We start from the raw sequence: 23087 nt of genomic DNA, 5'->3' as shown, positions 1-23087 counted from the left end.
TACAAGCAATTGAATGGTCTGATCATCAATTGTTTACAAAAATGGAGAAAAATTGTATTTTCCCCCAGGATTTTTTGATACATGAATCAAATTATCCATACGCTTCACGAGATCGCAAAGCGTTTCACTTCATTAATTCAAGAGGTTTTAATATGGAATTGTTTCGAAAGATGTTTTTTGGCTTGTTGTTTTCAACAACCTTAATCACTCATGCTGCAGCTGTCCCCACAGAAGATTATGATTTCCAACAAGAGCGAATGAAGCTTACCCCTGATTCGGTAATGGCTATTTCAACTTTTGATAGCCAGGATCATGTTACTGCATACACTTATGCTGGTGTTCGTTTGTGGAATGTTCCTTTCCACGCCAAAATATTATCTTGGCAAATTGCTGGAGATTATGTTTTTATTTTTTCTAAAGATCGTAATGGAACAAAAACTTATATTACCTGCCTTAACCGACATACCGGAGCCCCTATTTGGCAAAAACCTTAAGCAGGTATCCCGTTTGCCTGGCAAACGGGATTAACTCTTCGGATTGAAATTAAACGAAAGATAAGCATAAGACGGATTTTAGGCCTACTCTAATTTTTAATTGCCATTTTATCCAATATTACTTTTGGTCCAAGCAATCCTAAGCTGATGGCAACTGTAATAACCAGAGCATTTAAACCATCGTAAATAGTTTGACCTAATAAAGTAAAGGTAATATTTTGACTATGGGTCAAAGCAACTATTCCACTGGTCATCCGGAATAAAAACACACCTGGAATCATAGAAACCACCGCAGCAAAAGCTAATGCAGCAAAAGGCATCCGTTTTCTATAGGCAACCAAGGTTAGGATTACGCCTACGAAAAGACATGCCAGAAAAGAAGCGGTTGCGATACTGGCACCATAATGCACCAAAGCATGCCATCTCAGCATATGTGCCAGCACTCCAATCACCATGGGCCAAACCAGTAGACGCAACGGGGATGAGAAAAAAATGCTGTACGCTATAATCGCAATCCCTGCAGCAATCATATCCTGCCAGAGGGGGACTATTTGTTGCCTGCCTGGATCAACGGGCAAGTTTACCCCCAAAAGGGCCATGCCAACCCAGACTCCCAAAGAAATGCTCACGCAAATCAACCCGGCTAAAGCCAAACGTGCCATTCCAAGGTGCATTCGACCATGGATAAAGTCCAGGGCGCTATTAAGAAAATGTGGGCCAGGAACAAGTACCATGCAGGGACATAAAGCGACCAGGCGCAAGGATGAACTTAAATGATAATGTACGGCAATTGCCCCAATAATTCCTGCGATGCTCGCGGCCACCAGAGGTTGAACAAACAGGTTTGCGGTAATTTTGGCCAAATAGCGGCGAGTTAATGCACCCAAAGCAGCACTGAAAAAAATCAATAAAGCAGCTGCCCATTCATTAAGACCAAAAATCATACCCAGTGCCACAGCTCCCATAGCGGCTGCCAGGGTAAACAGCCAAATTGAGGAAGGGGGTTGATTGCTAATTTGTTTCAGCTTCTCATATGATTGCGTCAGCGTCTTCTTTCCTTGATAAAAAGTTTCTAAAACTTTCATGGTTGCAATGACCCTACCCATATGCACGCTCACTGGATCGGTGACTGTAAAGCACTCAAATTGCTTTCCAGAAGAGTCTTTTACTTGCAACCACAATTCTCCCCATCGGGGTACAAGTAAGATATGCAGGTGCAATACCTTGGCTATTTTCTTTGCTTCACGAATTACCTGGGTCGTTGTTTGTCCATTGATAAAAAGCACTTTTGCAAAAGCCAAGATAATCTCTGCCTGCTGCCCCAGAGGCATAACCTTATTATTTGCGAGAGACATAAGGTTCCACCATCTTCTTGGGATCCACGATACGATCGAAATCAGCCTCGCTGATATACTTTAATTGCAATGCTGCTTCTTTTAAAGAAAGATCGTGATCCATAGCATAATGTGCGATTGCGGAGGCTTTATCATAACCTATCACCGGAGATAATGCGGTAACCAGCATCAGGGAGCGATCTACAAATGCCTGAATTTGTTTTAGGTTAGGTTCGGTGCCTTCTATTAAAAATTGTCGGAAATTCGTCATGCCATCGGTGAGCAAGGTAATTGACTGGATGAGGTTATAGATGATAAGTGGTTTATACACATTCATTTCCAGATATCCTCCTGCCCCACCAAAACCAATAGCCACATCATTTGCCATAACCTGCACACAAATCATGGTAAGTGCTTCGCATTGAGTGGGGTTGACTTTTCCTGGCATGATGGAAGATCCAGGTTCATTAGCTGGAATTTTAAGTTCAGCAAAGCCTGCTCGCGGACCACAGGAAAGGATACGGATGTCATTTGCAATTTTGTATAAAGAAACAGCAATGGTACGCAATGTACCGGATAATTGTACCAGTGCATCATGCGCTCCTTGTACTGTAAATTTATTGGAGGCACTCACAAAAGGCAGCCCGGTAAGCTTTGCAATCGCTGCAGCTGCTTTTTCTGCAAAGTCCGGTGCCGAATTTAATCCTGTACCAACTGCTGTTCCTCCTAGAGCCAAATGGTAAACATTGTGCAGTGCAGACTCGAGATGGTTCAGATTATCATCAAGCATGCCTACATACCCTGACCATTCTTGGCCTAGGGTTAACGGGGTCGCATCTTGCATATGGGTGCGCCCAATTTTGACAATATCTTTCCAGGCTTTGGCTTTGACTTGCATTGCTCTAGATAATGCGTGGAGTGCAGGAAGCAGCCGTTGTTTTACCTGCAGGGCGGAAGCAATATACATTGCGGAGGGAAAAGAATCATTAGATGATTGGGCCATATTTACATGATCATTGGGATGAACGGGTGTTTTAGTTCCCAATGGAGTCCCTGCGATCTGGCTGCAACGATTGGCAATGACTTCATTGACATTCATATTAAACTGGGTGCCGCTCCCAGTCATCCAAACATGTAAAGGGAACATCTCATGATGTTGTCCTGCTAAAATTTCATCACAAACCTGGATAATCAATTGTTTTTGTTTTTCATCTAAACGGGAACTTGCATGATTCGCTATTGCTGCAGCCTTTTTTAAAAAGGCATAGGCTGTAATCATCTCTTGGGGAATTAAATCGCGGCCGATACTAAAGTGCTGGAGGGAACGTTGTGTTTGTGCTCCCCATAGCTTGTCCGCATCAACTGCAATTTCCCCCATACTGTCCTTTTCTATACGCGTTGCCGGCATAATAAACTCCCTGTTAAATTACTCACTTGCCCAGTCCATTTTATATCTTATTAGGGTAGCATAAATTTTTTCCCTCACCTTAAATCCTGTCACAAATTAAACTCATCATTTTGCTCCATTAATTTGATGTCACTCATGAGAACCTTCAATTTCGGATTCATAACTTGCACAATGTTTTGATTACACTCAGTTTTATAGACTGGGCTATTAAAGGGCGGCAGCTATATTTACTGTAAGGTATTTTATTTTTCTAGCTTTGCCTACGTCACAATCTTTTACCCCAAAGCTGTGCGAATTTCATTTTCCGATAAATCTTAATGTCATACAAATGATCAAAGTGTAAATAAAGAGTTCAGTTAATACGTTAACTGTGCTATTATATAGCTGTGTGGTAATTAAATATACAAAAAATGAAAGACACAGTAAGCTTTTTCTTCTTAGGCACCGACTGTCATCGCAGCAAATATCAAGATGCAATGACGGTTTTTCATAATGCTGTTGCTTCCAACGCGAACAAAGCGGACTCGACGGTTGCAACGCATTTGTTCGATGGCGTGGGTTCAGTGCCCGATCCAACTTGTGCCGAGCATCCTACTCCGGGTCGCTATGTATACGATCCTGTGAGTAACAGAAAAGTTAGAGTTACAGACGAAATACTGGCCGGCATAAAAGACACTATGAAAGGATTAACTGGCCGTTTGCTTGGCGATGGAATGGATGATTTATTATTTGAAGCAACACTGTTTTTGCAACAAATTATTAATAATAATAATGGAGAAATGCCTAAAACAGTTAATTTGCACGGATATAGCCGAGGTGCTGATGCTTGTGTTAGATTGGCGAATTTGCTGGATACTTTGTATCCAGATGTTAAAGTGAATTTATTTTTGGTTGACCATGTACCAGGCCCGGGCCGGGCCAATGATCCGAATTCTTATACTATTCCCCGAAATGTACAAAGACTTGACACCGCGCTGATGCTGCATGAATATAAACCTGGTTTTGACCCTCAAGATAGAAACAGGTATGTTTTTGCCAGCCCGCATACAACAAAGGTCTCTATTAAGGTTTACCCGGGCTGGCATGGTAAAGCGATGTTGTTGACCCCTAATGAGGAAACGAATCATGTGCCCAAATTATTGCATGATGATTTCTATCGTTTTTGCCGAGAAACAGACAGTTTGGACGCGTCTGCTCCCATTCCATCCCAAAAGATTGTTATGGATAGTAACTGGAAAGACTTTCAGGATAAGGAAGGCAAAGAATTAACCCCTCAGGAACGGTTTGAACATTACAATGAAATGCAGAGTTCCTGGTGGTTCTATTCCAAAGGTACTGCCCTTAACACGCGCACTATTTTAACTAATTATAAGCATTACACCCAGGATCCCCGTTTATTTGTTAACCAGGAACATGGCGAATTGTTTGAGAAACTGTACCCCAATATATACAAAAGGTTTTATGGAGGGGAGCAAGTCACTGAAACAATTGTGCGCGCAGAGTTAGATAAATTAAAATCCGAGAATGAGGGATTTTACAACAAGTTGTGCCATGTCCATAAAATTACTGCGGGTCCATTACCAGCACCGCGGAAAGTGGTGCATTATTTTCGACGTCCATTGGGAGCGACTTTGATAGATGATGAACGGTCGTTCCTGGAACAAGCGATAATTACCGTAATTAATTATGAAAAACATCTTAAGGAAAATAACTCAGAAACTATCAAATTTGCTGTAAGAAGCCTGGAGGAAAGTTTAGAAGAAACAGAGAGCCTGACTGATGCTGAAGCAATTCCGAATTTAAAAAGGAAGATACAGCTTGTGTCTAAATTTCTTGAGGTTCGCGAGCACCAGAAGTCCTATTTATATGGCCAATTAGATAAGGTGTGTCATACGTTTGAATACATAGATAAAGTTCAGAGTCTCCTTAATAGCTACCTGGAGCATTCATCACTTCATTTAAAACAAAAAGAACTTATTCAACACGTCCTTGAGGAACTGGATGCCATCAAAGACGATACCAATTTGAATTATATGGAAAGAATGAAAGCCGCCAAATCAAAAGTTATGGGTCTTTCATTAGCCTTGCAGGTTTCAAGTGATCACGATGATGTATTTATGCATGATACTATGAGAACCGCTTACTACTATTTCTCAAAGGAAAAACACACCCTGCCCAATTTATTAAGATCGATAAACGAGTTAAATGCCCCTGGTTATTCTGAGACAAGTGTGGCGAAAGATATCGCGAAAAAATTTGAGGGATACTATAAACTAAATACCTTTTTAGAGAACGTACACAGGGTTTTATCAACAGTAATTGAGCTTCCCCGCTTTACTTTACCTAAAAAAACAAAATTAGCATTTGTTATTTATAACCGATTAAACGCTCTTGACACGCAGGGCCATGGAAATGATTTAAATGAAATTTCAAAAATTCTTGCCCAAGGACAACAAGACTTACATAAAAAATATCAAAAACACTATCCCAAGAGTGGAAAGATAGCTACAGGTACCTTCGATAAAATTATGGTTCAAGCGCAGGGGCAACTGAATAGGGAAGCACATGCTTTTCTTGTTACAGATGTTAAGCAGGAAGTACGTCCCAATATATAGCATCACCCATAAATTTCATTTTTTTACAAAACACTTGAAATTACTATCCGCACGATTCTCTGTGTAACCCATTTAAATTTTTATCCTATACTTATTAGGATTAAGTAATAAGGCTTAGTTTTGAATATGGATAGCCTGAACTATAGGAGATTGCCATGGCTAGAAACGATGATTCAAGTAATAGTGTTGCAATTGTGGCTATAGTAGTAATTGTTATTCTTGTAGCTGTTATACTTTTTTATTTCTTTAATCAAAATACTGCTACCACAACAGCTACAAATCCTTCTTCTATAACTACCTCTGTAACCAAAGAGGCCCCCAGTACTACTATAGAAGCTCCAAAACCCGATAAAACTACAGTAGAGACGCCAAAAACGAGTCCAACTGATACTAATACTGGCACTAATAAATAACCCTGAAGTCCTGCAAGGCAGGTGCGAATTTCTTATCCTCATCTGCCTTAACTTTATAATCTTTAAGCCTGAGTTAAGGAGGGTAATTTCAGCTGGCACACCTTCATTAATGAGATAGAGCCCAGAAAAGCTTTAAACTCACTTGCACCAGATGGCAAGAAGACCTCATGATTAAAGGAAAGAATTAGGGATTAGATGAAATAGTAAACAGGATACTAAAAATAATAGTTGGGTTTAAATTTAGATTTTTCCTGCAATCAATTTTTAAACTATTTCGGGAAGAGGAAATCATTTAAAAATTGATTGCAGGAATGAGGATTTAACGGTCACCCTCGTAGAAGCAAGACAATAATTAAAATTAAAAGAATAAGTCCTACGCCGCCGCTAGGATAATATCCCCAGCCTGAGCTGTAGGGCCAGGTGGGCAGCAATGCCAAAATCAGTATAATTAATACTATTAATACGATTAAATTCATATTCAAATTCCTTTTTTAATGAGAATGCTTTTTAAATATAGCTTATATTTACTGAGCTTTTATTTAAAAGATATTGGGGTTTTCCTTTCTGTGTGGGGGTTTTCCTTTTCGTACTAGGGTCTTCCTTTCTGAGCAATTACGATTTATTTCTTGTATTAAATTATTGTTTTTACCTTTGATATATTCTGCAGATTTTAATATTTCCTGAGCCACCAACTCAAGTTTAGCTGCGCTTTTCTCAATATGTGCTATTTGATGTAGCTGCTCTTCGTTTGGGTTATCATTACGCCATTGTTTGCATTGTTCAAAGCAGGTTTGGTTATTTATCTTTTGAGCCTCATGGTACTTAATGATCCCACCAAGAGTTTTTGGGTCTAATGGTTGAGAAGGTACCTGCATTTGCTGCAGATTTTTTAGTTGAGAAAGAGCTGATTCCAAGCGTTCCTCAATAATATCCAAATATATAGGCAACAGATTAAGTCCGTAGCACGAATTATTTTGGGACATAGCGATTTCATCACTGTGAGAACCTAAAATGAGTAAAATATATCCTGGTCAATAAATCAATTATGGTTTTACTGGATTTTTAAACAATTTCAAATGATGTTTTATAGGATTAATGAGATCACTTATCAGATTCGCCCAGCCGGCAACCCTGTATCACTTTCTATTTATTTAAAAATGCACTCACTTTGTCTAAAAGTTCTGAAATCCCAAAGGGTTTTTTTATAAATGCATCAGCCCCAGCTTCTAAGGCTTTAGAGGCCGTATTGCCTCCTCCATTACCACTAAGAATGATAATCTTGACTTTTTTGTTAATTTCTTTAACCCTTTTAATGAGATCAAGGCCATTCATGTAAGGCATAAAAATATCCACGATCAGGCATCCGGTATTCTCTTGCGAAAATTCTTCTAAAAAAACCTGGGGGTTATAATAAATTTGAGGCTGAAGCTCATATGTGGTACTAAATAAAAATTGTAACGATTCACATAATTCTTCATTATCATCGATAATAAAAATTTTAGATTGATTCATGCTGTTTCGGTCCTAATTAATGGGAAGTGTAAAACTAAACCATGCTCCATAAGCCATATTTGAATGAACATTGAGTTTGCCTCCATGCTGCTCGATTAACGTTTTACAAATCCCCAAACCAATACCGGTTCCATGAGGTTTCGTGGTGAAATATGAGTTAAGTATTTTATTTAAGTATTCGGCTGGAATCCCCGGTCCATTATCCCGAATGTGTACAATAATTTCTTCAGAGTGGAAATTAGTTTCGATAGATAATTGGGGGCAGGTGATGTTGCTGCTTTTAAAAGCTTCAATACTGTTGCGGGCCAAATTTAAAAGAACTTGCATAATATGAATTTTATTAATATTTATTAATGGAAGGTCTTCCTGTAAGTTTAAAACTATATCCAATTTAAAATTTAATAACTCATACTGTAACAGGGAGATGGCATCTTGTATCACTTCATTAATACTTCCTTTTTCTTTATATAAATGATCCTTATGCCTTAAAGTCCTCATATTATGGATAATTTCTCCTGCAAGTTCTGCTTGCATGGATATTTTTTCTAACGCTTCAATCAATTTAGGTAAAATTTCATTCGTTGATTTTTGCTTTATCAAGAGCAGGCAGGTCTGGCTGTAGGTAACTATTGTTGATAAGGGTTGATTAATTTCATGGGCAAGTGCAGAAGCCATTTCCTCCTTGGCGCTTGATCTGCAGGATAGACCTATTTCAGCTTGCCATTGATGTTTAAGACGTTCTTCTATCTTATAATTGGTGAGATTTTTTATTCGAATAAGTAACACATTTTTATTCAGATAGGGATAGATGGTAAGCTCAAAGCAAAAAAAGTCATTAACCTTAGTAAAGGAATTTTCAATGATTTCTAAAGCTTTTTCCCCTTTTAATGCCTTGGTACATGCATTGAAAATTTTAGATTGAAGTTTTGGAAACTCACTTAAACTTTGGACCAGATTTATTCCTACCGATATCTTTTTTGCAATTATTTTGGAGAACAGATAGGTAAATGATTCATTTATAATTTTTAAATTAAATTCAGAATCCAATGCCGCTAAAGCTTCATTTGTTCCTTCAAAAAGTTTATTGATTAATGTAAACGATCGTTCAATTTCATAATTAAAAATTTTCTGGGGTTCTCGTGAAAGGTTAAAAAGATAAAGTTGGATTAAATTATCCGAATTTACCCTGCACGTCACCGTAGCGTGAATGGATTCTTTTTTTAAATTGATTAAATTTAAATTTAGAGTCTGGTTGATTTGATTATTTAATAAATTACTTATCTTTTCTTTAAAAAGGAGTTTTGAACTTGATCTGATAAAGTTCAAAAAAGATTTATTAATTAACAGAGTTCTTTCAGAACCGAAAAATACAGCTGCTCTGTAATTAAGCTTTTTAATAATAAAATTTCTGTTAATGGTAATGATTATAGTTGGATTAAAGTCATAAAGTTCCTTAAATGTTTTTTCTGCCTCAACATGTGTTTTTTTTAGGGAAATAAAGCTATCCTTCATTTTTTTATATTTTAGCTCTTGAAGTCTGGACTTATTTTTTAATTTTTGAATTTCATTTTTTATATCACCTGACATAGATAAATCCTTTTATTTGAACACTTCCTTGGAATACTTCGCCTCAAAATTCTTTTTGAAGCTTTGAAGGGAACACATTTCTAAGAATTCAGTATGAGTTTGAAGATGGAATGACTAAATTCTATGTAACGAGCCAATTACATTAATTTTTCTGCAATGGAACCCTTGATATTGGTCAATTTATACAAAAGATATAAACACCAAAAAAGCATATACTCTGACAATAATCCTTGATAAAAACGCATTCCTTTAATTTTCGTACTGACTAGCCTTAATTTTTTAAGGGAAATCCATAGAATTTTATAGTAATTTTTCCTGATTTTACAATAGATTTTCCTTATAAATATGCGCTTATTTCTCTTAAATAAAGAGTAACTGCATTACCAGAGCAATCCCTAAAATAACCTTTGTTTTGATTATGAGAACAATATGATGTATTATTGAGCAACACTGTATGCCTTCCAAGTGCCTATGTACACCAAATCACCTGAGTTTTTCCATAAGCATAAAAAAATGTCTTCGGGGGTGGAGTTTTCAGATGTTGTAAATACTTCATCTGCAATTGAAACCTTATACCGGGGTGATAAAGATGTTGCAAAGCTGTTTTTTCTTTTGCCCACCCTTGTCCTGGGAGTTTTTGGTCAACATTTCCCTGGGGTAGTGAATATGGAGCAAATCAGATTGCACAAATTAACTAATTTGTCTGGTGATTTTCATATGGTGAGTATGACCGCAGATCCCCAAATTGGATTATCCTGGGGGGATGGGTTCTTTATTACCATCAATCCCGCTTTATTTTCAAGATACAGTGTAGATGTCCATGCAAGTTATTATAAAAATCAATTTAACTTCCCTGCCCGAATGGAGCGAGAAAAAGAACACTTAGCGCTGGCTGTGCCTTTTTGCAGCATCAAAAAACTTTCGACTCCCAGCAGTGAATGGGTTAATCCTTTTTACCTCAGTATATCACCCGATGATAAGGAAGCATTAATCGCGTTTAGTATAATCTATCGTGAGCTTGTTTCACTTTTAAGAAAGAAATACACCCAAGAAATTGAAAAGGAAGAAGAGATAAACGATTTAGGCTCTTACACCAGGGCTTATTTAGAGTTTTATGATCAATACAGCGGGAATAATAATCCTTTTAATAAAAGTATTTCAGAATTATTTGCATTATACCCCGAGTTTATGAACAATTTTTTCCAATCCAATCCCGAAATACCAAAAACAGGACTGTTAAAAGATCTTGTTTTAAGCTCATCGGAAACTCTGTTTAACAAACATCCTTATACTAAAATTATTGATGCTTCATACATCCATAGAGATAAAGAAGGTACAACATGTTATGAAGATGATTGGGCAAAACCCATTTATGGATAGGTAAGGAATAATAGAGGAGCTATCTATACCTGCATTCTTTTGTAAGTTATTATACTTAACGGCTTAATCGATTAGCAGAATGAGTCAAATTTCATCATTCTTTTTCGAGGCCAATCGTATATTTAACTATAGAGGATAAAAACATGAGACTCTTTGCAAACAATTCACCACCTGCCCAATCAGAGAAGACCGCATCTTCCGTGAAAAGCAAATCACCTTTTTTGGGGAGAGTTTTTCGGGCAGCATTGGAAAATATGCAATCAGAAGACTTATTATCACAATATTTGCAAAAGCAAGCCCGGCTCCATCCCGAAGAATATCGTGAAGCGATTCAAGCCTATGTGAGAGACAAATTAGCTTCCCGGACGGGTTTAATGCGTCATATTAGTTTTTTTGACCCCGATAATACTTCCACATTGGGTTTTCTAAATGTTGTTCAAGGATTTAGAGATTTAGGCTTTGATGCACTCTCTGCTTTTGGAATGACGTGCCTGGTTATGGGCGGGGGCATTATGGGTACACAACAACTCAATCCTCCCGTGAAGCAGGTGCATAAATTACAACACCCGCTGTTTCATACAACTGCTTTTAATGAAAATCAATCAAAACCCAATTCTGAAGTACATGATAGGCTTGTGGAACGGGTAGTAGATCAAATTATGATGGGACGTGATGAGATCGAGAAGAAGGATATTATAGCCTTTGCTGACGAAATAGAAAAAAAACATCCTGTAGCTGGTCCAAGTAAAATAGGGCAATATATACTCAAACAACTTCAAATTCTGGCCTTCACAAACTTACAAACAGTATGTGGGGGAAAGCTTACTAAAAAAGACTTGATGGATTTCTATCGAGGTACGCTTTTTTACGCAGTTGCGGAACCTGCCACTGTTGCTCATAGAGTCATGACGCTGCGTTAAAAATTCATTTTATTTTGTTGATGATTTGAAGGTGCCGACCCAGGCACTTTCTCTCTGCTGGGAAAAGCCTGCATGAGTACGGCTCGAATTGAATTTAAGGTATTAGAATAAAGACGAAAATAATTCCAATCAAACAGAGCGATATGGTGAGCATAATATCCAGTACTAAAGATACCTTTCCTGCAAGTGATAGTACAGCAAAATACTAAGGTTTTCTTTTATTTGAAATCATCCAGTCTTAAAGACTGTTTAATGGTCCAAAAATTCCTCCAGGGATCCTCTTTTAAATGTTTTAGCCGTTTTGGCATTGTTTTAATGGTGTAGGTATTGTCTTCGATACGATTGCTTAATTCTTCCCAGGAAAGCGGGGTGGATACTGGTGCATGAAGCCGTGCGCGAGTAGAGTAAGCACTTATAGCAGTTGCAGAACGCTGATTGCGTAAATAATCAATAAAAATTTTTCCGCCCCGTTTTGATTTAGTCATTTTGCTGATGTACTCTTTGGGTTTTAGTTGTTCCAGAAACTTTACAAAAATATGGGTGAACTCCTTTACCTCATCCCAATCATATTCCGGAAGGATGGGGACCACTACATGAAGTCCTTTACCGCCTGTACTTTTGACGAAAGAGGTGAGTTTATATTGGGCTAAATTATCCCGTACCTCTTTTGCCCCATTAACCACTTGAGACCAAGGCACATCAGGAGCAGGATCCAAATCAATTACGATTATATCTGGCTGCTCCAGGTGGTTAATGGTGCTTCCCCATGGATGAATTTCCAATACCCCCATCTGTACAAGCCCAAACAAACCTTCTTTATCCTTCAAATAAATGTATAGTTCTTGATCTTCATCTTCTGTGTCTTCGATAGGGTAAAGCTCTTTTGCTGTTGTTTTATTGTAATGGCGTTGATAAAAACACTGATTATAATCAGAAGGGCAACGTACCAGAGTTAAGGGTCTTAAGGATAAATACGGAAGAATGTAATCACTCACCATTTCATAATATTCCAGTAAGTCTTGTTTCGTAATATTATCTTCAGGATAAAGAACCTTATCCGGATTGGTTATAATAAAGCGGGATTTTTTTGATTTTGCGGGACTTTTTTCTTTTTTTACTTTCCCGACAGGGGTTTCAACTTCATGGATTACTTCTGTTGCTTTTTTATCAAGACGCATCCCTTTAAAACTGGGATGACGTAAATGGTTATCTTTAGTCCATTCGGTGAATTCTATCTCGCAAACAAGCACTGGATTCACCCAGTGCGCCCGTGTTGCGCCTGGAGGCTTCGTCGTAAAAGGATTGGATTGCGCCTTATTTTCCAATAAAAGTTGATGTACTTCATTTAAAGTACGTTCATTAAAACCCGTACCCACATTACCCACATGATTTAAGCCTCCTCGTTTATCGTAAACTCCCAAAAACAAGGAACCAAAGTGTGAGCGCGCAGATTGTGGGGGAGTATAGCCGCCAATCACAAACTCCTGTCGTTTGACGCACTTAATTTTTAACCAATCTTTGCTGCGTCTGGAAAGGTAGGTGCCATCAATTCGTTTGGAAATAATACCTTCCAAAGCGTAATCACAAGAGTGTTCGTAAAGTTCCTTTCCTTCATTGATAATATGATCGCTGTAATGAAGGTTGGGCACATTAACTGTTAAAATATTTTTTAAAATTGCTTTACGCTCCAATAAGGTAAGTCCACGTAAGTCATAGCCATTAAAATAAAGCAGATCAAAAATGAAATAGATAAATGGAGCCTGCTTTTTATTTTGAAGCGAGTTTTGCAGCAGTTGAAAATCAGAACGTCCTTCTGCATCTAATACAGTCACCTCCCCATCAAGAATGATTTGCTCAAAGGGTAATTGGTTCACGGCATCGGCAATGGGCTGTAGATCACTCGTCCAATCCTTGTTATTTCGCGATTTTAAAATCACTTTTGCGCCATTTTTGTAGGCCAGAATTCGATAACCATCAAACTTGATTTCATGAGCCCATTGGCTTCCCTCTGGGGGGGTATCTACTAAGGTTGCAAGTTGCGGAGAAATGAAATCAGGGAAATCTGCTTGGCTTAATTCTTCCGGCAAGATTATGGTGGGTTTTGCACTATTCTTTTTTTTTGATTTGGTCGATTTAACTTGTTCTGCACCCGAATGCCGCCAAATTTGGGTATAGTGTTTTGCAATTTCTTCCATGCTCTGGTTTGAAAGGACGCTTTTAGTGAGCGCATGTGTAATGTCATAGTCCTCTTCGCTTTCGGCGTATTCATCTTGAAATTTGATTAAAAACCAATGTCGTTCATCTTTAAATCGAATTAAATCCCAGCGCCCCTTTAATTTTTCTGCATGGAGATTAAACCGGAGATGTCCTTTTTCATAAGCCTGATAAGGATTTTCATCTAAAGGCTCCCATGTTCCCTTATCCCATAACATAACGGTTCCCCCCCCATATTGTCCTTTTGGGATAATGCCTTCAAAGGAACCATAGTCTACGGGATGGTCTTCCACATGCATCGCCAAACGTTTCACTTTCGGGTCAAGGCTTGGGCCTTTAGGAATTGCCCAACTTTTTAATACGCCATGCAATTCAATACGAAAATCATAATGCAGATGGCTTGCTGCATGTTTTTGGATCACGAATAGGCGAGAGTGTTCATGAGCTACTTTGCCTTTAGGTTCTGGAGTTTTTTTAAAATCCCTTTTTTTATAATATTGATTAAGGCTCATGACCTTTCCTTATTTTTTAGTTTGCGATTTACTCTTAGGTGTAGGAAGTGGTTTTTTCTTCTTCATGCTTTCTTTTAACAAGGTTACAAAATCAATTACTCCCTCATGACTTCGTACAGCTTTTGTCACTTTTTTGCCTTTTTGGGTTAATGCCTTGACTTGATTATCTAACCATTTCTGTAGTGTCTCGTGGTATTCATTATGATATTTTTCCGGATCCCATTTCGCACTCATATCCTGAATTAAGTCGACAGCCATTTTTATTTCTTTATCGGAAATTTTATAGGTTTTTAAATCTTCTCTGGGGACATTAATTTCTTCTTCAGAACGCAACTCATCCTTAAAATGGATAAGATAAAGAAGAAGCGCATGCTCATGAGGAAGAATAAGACTTAAATACTCTTTAGTGCGTAAAATGGTTTTCGCAACACCGACCTTATTTGTTTTTTTTAGTGCTTCACGTAAGAGTACGTAGGCTTTTTTATTCTTTCCTTCGGGGACTAAATAGTAAGGTTTTGTATAATAGAGGCTGTCGATTTCTTTTAAATCTACAAATTCTTCAATATCTATGGTTTTAAAAAGCTCCGGGCTTGCCTTTTCGAAAGCCTCGTCGTTTACGATAATATAATTGCCTTTATCGTATTCATACCCTTTAACTATGTCATCCCATGGCACCTCTTTACCAGTTTCTTCATCTACCCGTTGATAGCGTACCCGGGAATTGGTTTTAGAATTTAATAGATGAAAGTGTATTTCGTTGTTCTCTTCAGTGGAAATCAAAGAAATAGGAATAGAGACCAACCCAAAAGAAATTTCCCCTTTCCAAATTGATCGTGCCATCCTTAACTCCTATCTATATTCGTTAAAAGCAACATGCTGTATAAATAATAATAGGATGAAAATTGTATATTTTCCGTACATTTCGGGGTTAACCCCAGTTTATAGGGAGAATGTTAATTGTAACAGTCTAGCATTCCTCGTTTTATTTAGAATGCTCCAAACCTTGTAAATCTTGAGAGTGCAAAGTTTTTGGCACTACTTAATGCCTGATCCCAGGTTTTTTTCTTACATTGATGACTTGCTCTTAGGGACTTTGGGATAAAAGAGGTTGGTTGTGTATATATCAGCAAAATTTCCTGATATATCACAACCACCGGGCAAAAGTTTTTAGAAAATAAAGGCTATGGATTTTTTTATGGCTCTAAAAAAAGCTTTAATATAAAAAGATTAGTTAGAGGAGGTCTCCATTTCTTCAAGATATTTTTTCCATTCTTTATCTTTTTTAAAAACAAAATTCGCCGCTTCTTCTATAAAATAACTTATGTCGTCAATCTTTGACCAGGAGCAATATTCATTAATCATTTTAAAAGTTTCTTCGCTGAGCTGAATTTTGAGTTTTTCTTTTTTTGCTTCAGATTTTTGTTTAATAATAGCCATCGTTCACGAGCTCACATTTAAGGTAAACACTTAAAAGATTAGCATATTTGCGTTTGCTTTTAAATGAAAACCACAGGCCTATTGTGGATTACCTTTATAGAATTGCAGGGTGTGATTGTACAAACGTATTATTTCAATTTGCATAAAAGTAGTTTCGAATGGAGTGCAAATTTATCAAGGGGGGATATAGATGTGAATTCTTTTTTAGTAGACTCCACCGCCTATTATTCGAAAAGCAAAGAACAAAATAAAAAACAATGAAAAAGTAGAATTTATTCTTTATTTTGAGAAAAGAAAAAAGGGCTTCTGACAATAGAGAAGCCTGTTTAGAAATACTATTTAAAAGTGAAGTCTTGCACTACGTTTAATCCAGTTTTTCCGAATATTTTAATTGAGCATGCGCATCAGTTGTGGATTCACTACCCTGAGTGGATTTATTGGATTTACTTCTGTTTTTGGGAAGAGTGCTTTCCACCTTTTTTTCCATCTCATTAGCATAATCCATGCCTTTATTTTTTAACTTTTCTGGTACGCTAATAGAGAAGTTTTCCATAATAGCAAAAGCATTTTTCATGTATTCGAGAAAATAATTCACATTATTTATAAAAAAATTAATATTTTTCTTGCCCAGCTCTTTGGGGTTAAAAATGTCATTTGGGGAGAACTTGGCAAGTTCTTCAAAATATTTTTTATTTAATTCAAGTAAATTGTTTATGGGTTTATTGAACTCATTAAACATATTTTTTTCTTTTTCCTTAGACATAATACCCTCCCTGATAATTTGAAAAAATGATATCGATTGTTATGAAACAAGAATAAATTTTCATACTCTATTATAGATGAATAATCTGAATAATTTATTTTAGATAAAGTGAGATTTGATTCAGAATATCGGTAAATGTTCCTCATGGAAATCTTATTTTCATGGTTTTCCATTGAATAGATAAGGAAAACGGGATTGGTATTGTAATATTCTTTAATTTAAAAAATTCTAACGCTACGACCTAATTAAAGAATCTTCCTCATCTTAGAAAGACCAATAAGAATTTAAAAAAGGGAAGGTTGTAATTTATTATTATTAAAATCAGTACAAATCCCTATGGTTCTAATTTTTATCGGAAAATTTCTATTTTTTGACGGGAGATGCATTGCGTTTTGGCACAATTTTTATTCCTTTTTCCATGGAGTGAATCTTGGTTATTTCTGCTCCAATAAAGAAAATTTGGGCCGAATAATAAATCCAAATTAATAAAATGATTAAAGATCCCGCAGCCCCATACACTGAACCAATATGAACATGGCTTAAATAAAAACCGATTAAAGTTTTCCCCAAACTAAATAATAAGGAAGTAATTACTGCCCCTACCCACACATTATTCCATCTAAGTTTAATATCGGGTAAATATTTAAACATCATTGCAGAGAGGAGCGTAATCATTATAAACGCAAAGATATAGTTGATGAATAATAAAACAATAATATCAGTACCTAAATGCAGGTAAATATGCTTATGTAATATAGAGAGTAAGGTACTAAATACTATAAAAACCAACAATAAAAAAGCAGACACCAATACCATGCCAAAAGATAAAAATCTGTTCTTAAAGATGGAAAACCACGTTCTATGAGGCTTTGCTTGCACTTTCCAAATGATATTTAACCCTGCTTGAATTTCACTGAATGCCCCTGAGGCGCCAAATAATAAAATAATAATACTGATTATGCGTGCAACCAAAGCGGTGGAGGGTTGATTGGCATTTTCTATAATTTCTTGAACTTGTAATGCAATGTTTTTTCCCAGAAGCTCACTTATTTGTGCTATGAGTTGGTTTTTAGCGGCTTGTTCTCCCAGGAAATTACTCGATATGGAAAGAAAAATTAACAAAGCGGGTGGAAGAGAAAAAAGGGTGTAATAGGCAAGGGAAGCAGCAAGGCTTGCTATCCTGTCTTCTTGCCAGTTGCTATACAGCTTTTTTAAAAAATAGAATGCTCGAGGCATAAATGTTCCCTTTTATGATGATACTAAAATCATCTCCGTACCTGGATATCAGAAAGAGAGGCTATAAAGGTTTTTTTGATTCTTAATTTAAATGTTAATTCATTATTCAGAATTATTTCTAATTTTTTACTAAAAAATTTCCCTAGTACGACAAATCCTTAAAGGTAACTCGAGATGGTTAAATTCATTTATCATATTGAGTAATGCAAAGAGAACTCATTTTGGATAGGGAGATGGGGCCTAAACCATTTAGGCCCCCAAGATTTATCAGAATCATGGAGTATATCCCATTCTTTATCCAGCAATTGTCTCGCCCCCTAATACGGGCAAAACAAGACCATTTATATAGCTGGAATCAGCATTGGAGGCTAAGAAGACATAAGCTGGAGCCAGCTCTTCGGGTTGAGCGGGTCTTCCAATAGGAGTACCCTTACCAAAATTTTTCACCTTCTCCTCGTTTCTTTCAGCAGGATTCAATGGGGTCCAAACAGGCCCCGGAGCAATGCAGTTTACCCTAATCTTTTTGTCAGATAAATTTTGTGCAAGTGATTTGGTAAAAGCATGTATCGCCCCTTTGGTAGCAGAGTAATCCAGAAGTTCTTTATTTCCTTCCAAACCGGTTATCGACCCGGTATTGATAATGCAACTTCCTGGCTTCATAACAGGGACTGCATACTTGACTAAATAAAAATATCCAAAAATATTTGTCTTAAAAGTCTGTTCCCATTGGTCTAAAGACACCTCTTCCAATTCCGGTTGATGTCTTTGGAATGCTGCATTATTTACTAAAATATCCAGCTTTTTAAACGTTGAAATCGTCTTATTAATGCTCTGTTCACAAAACCCGGGATCACATACGTCACCTGGTAAGAGCAGAACTTTTCTATTAATTGCTTCAATTTCATTTTTTATTTTTTGTGCATCCCGCTCTTCTTCTTTTAAATAAATCAAGGCAACATCCGCACCCTCACGAGCAAAAAGATAAGCAACTGCACGACCAATGCCTGAGTCTCCACCGGTGATTAAAGCCACCTTATTGGTTAACTTACCCGCAGCCTTATATTCAGGTGCTTTGTACTGGGGTTGGGTTTCCATTTTTTCTTCAATGCCAGGAGGTGTAATAGACTCAGGTGGGAAGGGCGGTTTAGGTTCTTTTGGCATATCTATCTCCCTCAGTAAGGCTGCTTTCCATGATGAATTGAAATTCATAGTGATTTTTGTTGTATGAAGCAGCAAGGTTAATTCCATTTATACACATTAAAATCCAGGTAAAATTAAGAGAAACACTAAAAGTATAGTTATACAGTAAATGATTATCTATCTAGGTAATCCCCTAGGTAAATTCTGCCCGTTACCTTTTATGGTATTGGGAGCAAGAAATGCAAAGCCAATGTTGTTCACATTTAATTACTCATTAGAGACCATTAGTCCGTAACATAATGCATTAGTGAATTATGTTTTTAAAATGAGTGTAAACCCTGAATTTGACCAGGGTAAACCGGAGACTTTTTTTCAAATTTCATGAATTATTAAACTATAATGTACTAAAAATAAACCATGGATAGGAGAAGAAAATGGATACTCAAGCCCGAAGAAGTGATGTGAAAGGGCATTGGAGAAGTCAATAAATCAGGGATAGATTGTGTAAATTACGTTGAAACTCCTCCGTTCATAAACACATTTTAATCGTAATGTTCTATGAATCACATCACTTATTGACGAGGAAATACCATGCCCGAATTACCTGATGTGCAAGGCTTTGTTAATTATTTTAACCATACTGCACTGGATAAAAAAATTGCTATGGTCTCGTGTAACGATGAAGATTTAATTAAAAATACACGCTGTCCGGATCTCCAACAAGCCCTTCATCATCAGCAATTTAGGCAGGCTTCTCGTCGAGGAAAATATTTAATTGCTGAGTTTAAAAAGGCTCCCCACGTATTAGTATTTCATTTTGGGATGACAGGGAATTTAATTTTTGGAGAAAAACTGTCCCCCAATGAGATGAAATATGCTCGGCTCGTGATTGAATTTGAGGATCATTCCCAACTGATTTTTAAAGATGTGCGTCAATTCGGCAAGATTTGGCTGGCAAAAAATCCTTTGGAAATCAATGCTCTCAAAAAAATGGGGCCTGAACCGCTTAATCTGAGCCACAAAGAATTTTCTGAGTTATTAGCAAAACACCAACAACAGAATATTAAATCATTTTTGATGGATCAGGAAATAATTGCAGGCATTGGAAATGAATATTCCAATGAATTACTGTTTCAATCAACTATAGATCCCCATCAGAAAATTAAAGACATTGATGAGGAAAAACGCTCTAAGTTGTATTCAGACATGCAAACAATTTTAGCAAAGGCGATTGAGATTCGTAAAAAAAATAAAGATGCCCGCAAAAAAGACTTGCCTGAGGATTGGTTGTTATTCCATCAAAAAGAGATGAAATGCCCCAAGAACCCGAATCATAAACTTAAAAGGGAAACTATTGCAGGAAGAAGTGCTATTTTTTGCCCTCAACATCAACGTTAAAGAAAACATGGATTAAGCTAAATCAAAAATTCACCGTGGGAAAGCGAAATAGTAGAACTCACTGAGCTTCATCCTATTTTTCTGCCTATGCTACACTTCAATAATGAGTAAAAATTACACACAAAAAAAAGTAGGCATCCCAAGAGAAGTAGAAAGCGATGAAACCTGGAATGAATAGTGATGAATTTTTAAAGAGTATGATTTCGTTACGGAGGGAAAAGTCTGAATTTTTTAATTCGGGTGCAGAGGAATCTGTTAATTTTGTCCTCTGTACGCATGTATTACCGGATGGTATTGGTGATTTAGTTCATTTGAAAGATTTTGCCGATGCGGTTGCTTCAATCCCCAATGCCCAAGTTACACGTATCGCATTTGTCCTTGAAACAGAAATGGAAAAAGCTGCTTCAATTTTAGAAATCGGCAAATCCCGAGATTATTATCTAATTCCCTACAAGGTGGGTGAACATGGGGCATTAGTTGTAACAGATAAAGGACAAGAGTTGTTGAGCACCTTACAACAAACAGGTATTTTAGAGAATTCAGATTTCAGGATACAAATCTCAGCACCCTTACAGATTGTTGATAAAAATTTATTTTTAAAGGCTAATGGTTTTTTTACCCCCCAAGACTGGTTATCTTTTTTTGAAATTCGTCCTGGAGTATCTGCCTATCAAACCAAATCCTATGCCCAAGGTTTGGTGTATATGGGACTTGAAAAAAACAATAAAGAAACAGGGATAAAATTAAATGAAACAATAAGCCGGCTTAGTGAAGAATTAAATACCTCAAAAACCTCCAAAACAGCAATTAGTGATCAAAAAATTAAAAATCCGGTTATCAAAAAGGTAGTTTCACAAGCAGTTAAAGAGAATGGTTTTATAGCTACAGGCTATGTGCACTCCCAAGTGACCAAGCAAGCCTATCTCGCATGGATGAGTACCATTTCTGAACCAAAAAATATTCTAATTACCACAAATAATTTAAATCCTGGTGTTTTAAAAGAAATGGATGTGTCCAGTTTGGTGGAATCAGGCATTGGACAAATTGTTTTTTATGACAGTGACGGTAATGAATCGATTTTCAAAATTGGGGAGGGAAAAAGAAAAATCGATGTCTTGCAGATGAAAGAGTGCACCAATGAAGAAATAAATGCTTTATTTGCTATTGCAGATACCACTTGTGCAGCAGGAGATACCTCCATTGGGCAGGTCATGTCTTCCACTGCCTTGCCTTTTTTTGATGTGGTAGACAATAAAAGATATTTCCTAGATACCCAATTATTAAAATTCATTCAAGAGCTTGGTGATCACCAGCCTCTGCATGATTATCTTGAAGCGTGCATGCATCTGGTTACAGAGGAAGAAATCAACCAGGAAAAGTTGCAAAAAATGATTGCAATTTCAACGGAACAACGACCAATCCTCTTGCGACAGTGGGAGCGGGTTACTGCAAAGATTCGTGAGGATTTCAATGCTTATGAAGGATTATTCAACTTTATTGAAGAAAACACTTCTTATCAATTTTTTGCACGTGCAACTCAGGTGTTATTCAAGGATCCTGAACGTAGTGAAGCGGCCAATTTTTTAAAAAAATACCAGGATGATTTTTTTGATTATCTTATCTATACAGGAAAAACGGAGTTACTTATCAAATTGTTGGAAAATGGAAGCTTTGCTCACGACACGGTATTACATGCATTCCATGAAAAAAACATTGGGATATTCAAATTAATTTTAAATGCTGGCGATGAGCGTTTCCTGGCTTCTATTTTGCATAATTTAGATCAAACAAGGCATGAGGCCTTTTTATCCAAGCTTTTCATGTATTGCGCACAAAATGGCGTGGACAATGAGTGGATCAAAAACAAATATGCGGATAGGGTGGATTGCAGGGCATTGGATGCCTTTAGTTTTGACCTCACTATGGAGATTGATGCAGATTATATTGTTGCCCTATGCAAGAAAGCACTTGAAGATAATGATGAGGATTATTTTAAAAAACTTTCTCAAGAGACATTATTTAACTTACATCGAATTTTACCCGAAGATCTGGTCCCCCCAGGAATCGAAGCAATCCTTAAAGAAGCTACTGCCGACGAGTACTTTTCTGAAAAATATGATAGCGACTCAGAGGAGATGGTTTATCCTCCAGAATCATCTGATACTGTTCCGTTAAGACTTAAAGAGGAAACCCTGGGCATCCTTTTAAATCTTCCTGTAAGTGATGAAGACAAACAAGAATTGATTTTATTGCTGGAACAACCAGCAGAAGTGATTAGGCATGAAGTGTTTTCCTGGCTCAATGGAACTTTTTACGAACAGCAACTGCATCAGCAAATAGCCCACATTTTAACCCGGTTTGCCGAGGAGATTCAGCCTCAAAAGTCGGATGAGCCTATACCCCAAACCTATAGCAGCCACACATCATTTTTATTTTTTGGTACCCATTCGCTACCCAATAGAAGCTCAATGCCGGTTTTTTTAGAAAAGGAAAAAGTATTAAAAGCAATACAAACACTTTCCATTTCACCCCCAGATAAAGTCTATTTGAGTCAATTATTGGATGAACCTAAGGAAGCAATTTTAGCGGAAGCGGAAATGTGGCAGAACCATCAATCTTTTTATGATAAAAACATAGAAAAACAGATAGCCAGGTTATTAAATGATTATGCTATCCAGTTAGAAGACGAGATTGAGATAAAAAAACCTAATGCCTGAGTCGTAC

19 protein-coding genes are annotated in these 23087 nt (G+C 37.0%); 7 read left to right on the top strand and 12 right to left on the bottom strand.

Features of this window, described 5'->3' with window-relative positions:
- Window positions 1-152 precede the first annotated feature (152 nt).
- Entirely contained in the window at window positions 153-494 is a 342-nt protein-coding gene (locus tag KYQ_RS18260; RefSeq protein ID WP_010653242.1) for a hypothetical protein, read from the top strand.
- An 89-nt stretch (window positions 495-583) separates the two neighbouring features.
- Here KYQ_RS18260 and KYQ_RS07150 read toward each other — a convergent pair whose 3' ends face one another.
- Both KYQ_RS07150 and fumC read right to left on the bottom strand, forming a co-directional pair.
- Window positions 584-1849 (bottom strand): threonine/serine exporter family protein, encoded by a 1266-nt coding sequence (locus KYQ_RS07150; protein WP_010653243.1) that lies wholly within the window; start codon window positions 1847-1849, stop codon window positions 584-586.
- Window positions 1833-3236: a class II fumarate hydratase gene (fumC, locus tag KYQ_RS07145; protein ID WP_010653244.1), complete on the bottom strand. Its 1404-nt coding sequence runs from the start codon at window positions 3234-3236 to the stop codon at window positions 1833-1835. Before fumC ends, KYQ_RS07150 begins: the two co-directional genes overlap by 17 nt.
- 410 nt (window positions 3237-3646) lie before the next feature.
- Between fumC and KYQ_RS07140 the strand changes: the two genes are divergently transcribed.
- Window positions 3647-5851, top strand: coding sequence for a DUF5621 domain-containing protein (locus tag KYQ_RS07140; protein WP_010653245.1), 2205 nt, complete (start codon window positions 3647-3649; stop codon window positions 5849-5851).
- Between the two features lie 155 nt (window positions 5852-6006).
- Window positions 6007-6264 (top strand): hypothetical protein, encoded by a 258-nt coding sequence (locus KYQ_RS07135; protein ID WP_010653246.1) that lies wholly within the window; start codon window positions 6007-6009, stop codon window positions 6262-6264.
- A gap of 326 nt (window positions 6265-6590) precedes the next feature.
- Here the strand turns inward: KYQ_RS07135 and KYQ_RS18870 are convergent, their stop codons facing one another.
- The 4 genes from KYQ_RS18870 to KYQ_RS07115 form a co-directional block, all read right to left on the bottom strand.
- Window positions 6591-6740 (bottom strand): DUF3309 family protein, encoded by a 150-nt coding sequence (locus tag KYQ_RS18870; protein WP_010653247.1) that lies wholly within the window; start codon window positions 6738-6740, stop codon window positions 6591-6593.
- A gap of 63 nt (window positions 6741-6803) precedes the next feature.
- Window positions 6804-7199, bottom strand: a complete 396-nt coding sequence (locus KYQ_RS07125) for a hypothetical protein (RefSeq protein ID WP_231294625.1) — start codon at window positions 7197-7199, stop codon at window positions 6804-6806.
- Between the two features lie 208 nt (window positions 7200-7407).
- Window positions 7408-7776 (bottom strand): response regulator transcription factor, encoded by a 369-nt coding sequence (locus KYQ_RS07120; protein ID WP_010653249.1) that lies wholly within the window; start codon window positions 7774-7776, stop codon window positions 7408-7410.
- A gap of 12 nt (window positions 7777-7788) precedes the next feature.
- Complete coding sequence (locus KYQ_RS07115) at window positions 7789-9363, bottom strand: sensor histidine kinase (RefSeq protein WP_010653250.1); 1575 nt, start codon at window positions 9361-9363, stop codon at window positions 7789-7791.
- A gap of 471 nt (window positions 9364-9834) precedes the next feature.
- On the opposite strand from KYQ_RS07115, the gene lart1 reads away from it, so the two are divergent.
- Together lart1 and KYQ_RS07105 are read left to right on the top strand one after the other, a co-directional pair.
- The gene (lart1, locus tag KYQ_RS07110) at window positions 9835-10743 is read left to right on the top strand and encodes an NAD(+)--arginine ADP-ribosyltransferase Lart1 (RefSeq protein ID WP_019349786.1); all 909 of its coding nucleotides are present in this window, start codon (window positions 9835-9837) and stop codon (window positions 10741-10743) included.
- A 143-nt stretch (window positions 10744-10886) separates the two neighbouring features.
- Window positions 10887-11663, top strand: a complete 777-nt coding sequence (locus tag KYQ_RS07105; RefSeq protein ID WP_010653252.1) for a caleosin family protein — start codon at window positions 10887-10889, stop codon at window positions 11661-11663.
- A 218-nt stretch (window positions 11664-11881) separates the two neighbouring features.
- Here KYQ_RS07105 and ligD read toward each other — a convergent pair whose 3' ends face one another.
- The 6 genes from ligD to KYQ_RS07070 all read right to left on the bottom strand — a co-directional run bounded on the left by ligD (window position 11882) and on the right by KYQ_RS07070 (window position 18986).
- Window positions 11882-14389, bottom strand: coding sequence for a DNA ligase D (gene ligD, locus KYQ_RS07100; protein WP_010653253.1), 2508 nt, complete (start codon window positions 14387-14389; stop codon window positions 11882-11884).
- A 9-nt stretch (window positions 14390-14398) separates the two neighbouring features.
- The gene (gene ku, locus KYQ_RS07095; protein WP_010653254.1) at window positions 14399-15229 is read right to left on the bottom strand and encodes a non-homologous end joining protein Ku; all 831 of its coding nucleotides are present in this window, start codon (window positions 15227-15229) and stop codon (window positions 14399-14401) included.
- Between the two features lie 387 nt (window positions 15230-15616).
- Window positions 15617-15826 carry a hypothetical protein gene (locus KYQ_RS07090; protein ID WP_010653255.1) on the bottom strand — a complete coding sequence of 70 codons (210 nt, stop codon included), beginning with the start codon at window positions 15824-15826 and terminating at the stop codon, window positions 15617-15619.
- A 364-nt stretch (window positions 15827-16190) separates the two neighbouring features.
- The gene (locus KYQ_RS07080) at window positions 16191-16589 is read right to left on the bottom strand and encodes a hypothetical protein (RefSeq protein ID WP_010653256.1); all 399 of its coding nucleotides are present in this window, start codon (window positions 16587-16589) and stop codon (window positions 16191-16193) included.
- Between the two features lie 363 nt (window positions 16590-16952).
- On the bottom strand, window positions 16953-17825 hold the full coding sequence (locus KYQ_RS07075) for a YihY/virulence factor BrkB family protein (protein ID WP_010653257.1): 873 nt from the start codon (window positions 17823-17825) through the stop codon (window positions 16953-16955).
- Window positions 17826-18119: 294 nt separating this feature from the next.
- On the bottom strand, window positions 18120-18986 hold the full coding sequence (locus KYQ_RS07070; RefSeq protein ID WP_231294624.1) for an SDR family oxidoreductase: 867 nt from the start codon (window positions 18984-18986) through the stop codon (window positions 18120-18122).
- Between the two features lie 570 nt (window positions 18987-19556).
- Here KYQ_RS07070 and KYQ_RS07065 point away from each other — a divergent pair.
- A complete protein-coding gene (locus KYQ_RS07065; RefSeq protein ID WP_010653259.1) occupies window positions 19557-20363 on the top strand; it encodes an Fpg/Nei family DNA glycosylase in 807 nt (268 codons plus the stop codon).
- Window positions 20364-20521: 158 nt separating this feature from the next.
- Window positions 20522-23080, top strand: coding sequence for a hypothetical protein (locus KYQ_RS07060; protein WP_010653260.1), 2559 nt, complete (start codon window positions 20522-20524; stop codon window positions 23078-23080).
- Window positions 23081-23087: the final 7 nt, after the last annotated feature.

This window comes from Fluoribacter dumoffii NY 23 (assembly GCF_000236165.1).
Classification (GTDB): domain Bacteria; phylum Pseudomonadota; class Gammaproteobacteria; order Legionellales; family Legionellaceae; genus Legionella; species Legionella dumoffii.
This window is presented reverse-complemented; position numbering and strand designations above follow the sequence as displayed.